Genomic DNA, 4,709 nt, shown 5'->3' with positions numbered 1-4,709 from the left:
GTCAGCAACACCAGAACCCCCCTCAGCAACCGCACGCAAACCCCCCACCACCTCACCACGCCCCACACCCACCACCGCAGCACGACAACCAAACACACCACGCCGACCCAACACACCAGCAGCAGACCGCACATCCACCTCAGGACGCGCCTCCAAAAACTCCCCCAACCGCCCCGCCTGCACCCGCAACGCCGACTCCGACTTCGCCGACAACGCAAAAACCACCGGCTCGGAATCCCCAGCAGGAGCCGGGAGCGGAACCTCGGCTATCACTCCCTCCGTGACTGGCGGAGCTTCGAGAATCAGATGGGCATTCGTGCCGCTGATCCCGAACGAGGAGACCGCCGCCCGACGCGGACGCCCGGTCTCCGGCCACGCGGTCGTCTCGGTCAACAACCGCACCGCACCCGCCGACCAGTCCACATGCGGGGTCGGCTCATCCACATGCAACGTGCGCGGCAGCACACCGTGCCGCATCGCCTCCACCATCTTGATCACACCCGCCACACCCGCAGCAGCCTGCGTATGACCGATGTTCGACTTCACCGACCCCAACCACACCGGCCGATCGTCGGACCGGTCCTGCCCATACGTCGCCAACAGCGCCTGCGCCTCGATCGGATCACCCAACCTCGTGCCCGTACCGTGCGCCTCCACCACATCGACATCGGCCTCGCTCAGCCGCGCGTTCGCCAACGCCGCACGAATCACCCGCTCCTGCGACGGACCATTCGGAGCCGTCAAACCATTACTCGCACCATCCTGATTCGTCGCACTCCCCTGAATGGTCGCCAGGACCGGATGACCCAATTCCCGCGCATGAGACAACGGAGTGAGCAGCACCAGACCAACGCCCTCACCAAAGCCCGTCCCATCCGCCGCCGCGGCGAACGACTTACACCGCCCGTCCGCAGCCAGACCCCGCTGACGACTGAACTCCACGAACAACTGCGGAGTCGCCATCACCGTCGCCCCACCCGCAAGGGCATACCGACACTCACCACCCCGCAACGCCTGCGCCGCCAAATGCAACGCCACCAACGACGACGAACACGCCGTATCCACCGTGATCGCCGGCCCCTGAAGGCCCAGTGTGTAGGAAATGCGGCCTGAGGCAACGCTGGGCAGGCTGCCGTTGCCCAGGTACCCCTCGAATCCCGGCGGAGTCCGCGTGGTCAGACGGGAGGCGTAGTCGTTGTACATCAACCCCGTATAGACACCTGTGACATTGTCGCGGAGAGCTCCCGGCTCGATACCGGCGGACTCGATCGCCTCCCAGGCCGTCTCCAGCAACAACCGCTGCTGCGGATCGATCGCCAATGCCTCACGCGGACTGATACCGAAGAACTCCGCATCGAACTGATCCGCGTCATGGAGAAAACCACCACGCCGCGTATAACTCTTCCCCACCTGCTCAGGATCAGGATCAAACAACCCCGGATCCCACCCCCGATTGACCGGGAAATCACCCGTGGCATCCCGCCCCTCAACCAACTGCCGCCACAAATCCCCCGGACTGTCGATACCGTTCGGGTAGTGACACGCCATCCCGATAATCGCGATCGGCTCCCTCTGCTCGACCGTTGACCCGGCGGTGGAGGCGATGTGCGATGCGGCGGCCGGGGCCGACGACGAGATGCCCAGACGAGTGAGCAGGTGGTCGCTGAGTGCCTCGGGGGTCGGGTGGTCGAAGGTGACGGTGGACGGCAAACGGAGGCCGGTGGCGGCGTTGAGCCGGTTCCGGAGCTCGACGGCGGTCAGCGAGTCGAAGCCCACCTCCTTGAAGGCGCGTCGTGGGTCGACCGCACCGGCACCGGAGTGCCCGAGCACAGACGCCGTCTGTGTGCACACCACCTCCAGCACCACTTCGCGCTGTTCCGCCTCCGGCATCCGCGCGAGCCGCTGGGCCAGGGAGTCGCCGGAGACCGCCTGGGACCGGGCGGCCACCCTGCGCGGCGCACGAACGAGGCCGTGCAGGATGCCGGGAAGCGTGCCGTTCCGGGCCTGTGTCCGCAGTGCGGGCCTGTTCAGTTCGACGGGAAGCTGAAGCGGGGACTGCGGAGTCGTCAGGGCCTGGTCGAACAGATGGAGGGCGCGGTCCGTGGCGAGCGGGGTCAGTCCGCCGCGGGACAGACGGCTTCGGTCGGCGCTGGTGAGCGTGCCGGTCATGCCCGTGGACTCTTCCCACAGCCCCCACGCGAGGGACAGTGCGGGAAGACCGTGGGCGTGACGGTGGTGGGCGAGCGCGTCGAGGAAGGTGTTGGCGGCGGCGTAGTTGGCCTGCCCCGGATTGCCGAACGTACCCGCGATCGAGGAGAACATGACGAACGCCGACAGGCCGAGGTGCCGCGTCAGCCGGTGCAGGTTCCAGGCCGCGTCGACCTTGGGACGCATCACCGTCCGCAAACCCTCCGGGGTGAGGGAGGTGACGGTAGCGTCCTCCAGTACGCCGGCGACGTGCAGGACGGCGGTGAGGGGGTGGGCGGCCGGGATGGCCGCGAGCAGGTCGGCCACGGCGTCGTGGTCCGCCGTGTCGCAGGCCGCGACGGTGACGTGAGCGCCCAGCTCCTCCAACTCGGCGACCAGCTCCGCGATGCCGGTCGCCGCCGGCCCGCTACGGCTGGCCAGCAACAGCCGCCGGGCGCCGTGCCGGGACACCAAGTGGCGGGCGGTGACCTCGCCGAGGGCCCCGGTGCCCCCGGTGATCAAGACGGTCCCCTCACCGAAGCAGGGGCCGGCAGACACACCGGCAGACGCTTCCGCCAACACAGAGGGGGCGCTCCCGGTGCCCTTCACCAGGCGGGGCGCGTACGGTACCCCCTCGCGGAGGGCGAGCTGGGGCTCCCGAGCCGCCAGCACCCTCGCGAGAGTCTGCTGAGACAGCGGGCCCCCGTCGAGGTCGACGATGCGCAGTCGTCCGGGATGCTCACTCTGCGCGCTGCGCACCAGGCCCCAGCACGGGGCGAGCGACAGATCGGGGCCGTCCTCGCCAGGGCGTGTGGTCACCGCGCCGCGGGTCAGCAACAGCAGCGTGGACTCGGAGAACCGCTCCTCGGCCAGCCACTCCTGAACCAGGCGCATGGTCTGCTCGGTCATGGCCGCCGCTGTGCCCGCCACCGACTCCCCGTCCGGCGCCGCGGAGTCGCCGACGCCGGTGCTGGTGCCCATGCCGGTGCCGGTGCTGATGCCGGTGCCGGCGCTGATGTCGGTGCCGGTGCCGCACACGGCCAGTACGAACTCCGGCACGGCTGTGCCGGCTGACACCTGTTCCCGCAGGGCGCCCAGATCGACATGGAATGTCGCGGTCGACTCGCCGGCCTCCCCCAGCCAGTCCGCCGTCGCCTCGCCGATCACCGCGCAGGTGGCCGCCGTCGGCGCGGGGGCGGTCCGCGTGTCCGTCGACGTGTCCGGCACCTCCACCCAGTCGAGGTGCAGCGGAGCCTCCGGACGCCTACTCGCCTTCGCAGCCAGTTGTTCGACGTCGACCGGCCGCAGTGTCAGAGCGTCGACCGTCGCCACAAGGCCACCGGACGGATCGACGAGCGTCACCGTCACGGTGTCCGCGGAGGTCCGCGACCAGCGCACCCAACCGGACGTCGCGCCTGTGGCATGCACAGTGAGCCCGGACCAGGAGAACGGCAGTACGATCCTGCCCTCGGCGTCAGGCCGCAGCGGACCGTCCCCCAGCGCGAGGGAGTGGAGTGCGGCGTCGAGGAGCGCCGGGTGGGTGGCGAAGGCTTCCGCTTGGGACCGCTGGTCCTCGGGAAGCCCGACTTCGGCGTACAGGTCGTCGCCGTGTCGCCAGGCCGCCCCCAGCCCCTGGAACGCGGGGCCGTACTCGTACCCCTGTGCGGCAAGCCATCCGTACAGCTCTCCCGTGGGGACGGAGGTGGAACCGGCCGGGGGCCACACAGTGGGTACGGCGCGGGGGGCGGTCTCCGACGTCGCGAGAGCGCCCGTCGCGTGACGAGTCCACGTGCCGTCGTCTTCGGACGTCTCTGGGCGGGCGTGGACGCTCAGGTGCCGCAGCCCGCTCTCGTCGGCCTCGGCGACCGTCACCTGGAGCTGTACGCCGACGGTCTCGTCGAGAGTCAGGGGGGCGTGGAGGGTGAGGTCGGCGACCTGGTCGCAGCCGGTGTGGTCCGCTGCCCGGAGGCCGAGCTCGACGAAGACCGTGCCGGGCACGACGACGGTTCCCGCGACGGTGTGGTCGGCGAGCCAGGGGTGGGACCTGAGCGACAGCCTGCCGGTCAGCAACGTGCGACCGTCGTCGGCGAGCTCGACCCTCGCGCCGAGGAAGGGATGCTCCGTGTCGGCCATACCGAACGCGGAAGGCGATGTCTTCGGGGCGGGAGTCTCCAGCCAGTAGGACTGGCCTTGGAAGGGGTAGGTGGGCAGTTCCACATGTTCGGCGAGTGACGTGCCCAGTGTGGCGGGGGCGGCGGGGGTGGGCCAGGTGACGTCGGTGCCGTGCGCCCACAGCTGCGCGGCGGAGGTCAGCATCTGGCGCAGATCACCCTGATCACGCTGCAACGAGCCGGTCACCGTCGCCTCAGGACGCCCGGGATGCTGCTCGACGATGTCCTCGATCGCCGACGTCAACACCGGATGCGCACTCACCTCCACAAACCGCCGGAACCCCGCATCCAACAACCCCTCAACCGTCTCCGCGAACCGCACCGGCGACCGCAAATTCCGCTGCCAATACC

Annotated in this window: 1 protein-coding gene; it reads right to left on the bottom strand. The window is 69.5% G+C overall.

Annotated features, from left to right (window positions below; all coding sequences use genetic code 11):
• Window positions 1–4,709: type I polyketide synthase (locus DQ392_RS33920; protein WP_114019543.1), on the bottom strand; the 4,709-nt coding region annotated here is incomplete at both ends.

Origin of the sequence: Streptomyces reniochalinae, assembly GCF_003323735.1 — a bacterium.
GTDB classification, from domain to species: Bacteria; Actinomycetota; Actinomycetes; order Streptomycetales; family Streptomycetaceae; genus Streptomyces; species Streptomyces reniochalinae.
Note: the sequence above shows the minus strand (reverse complement) of the source record. Positions and strands in the feature narration are given on the sequence as shown.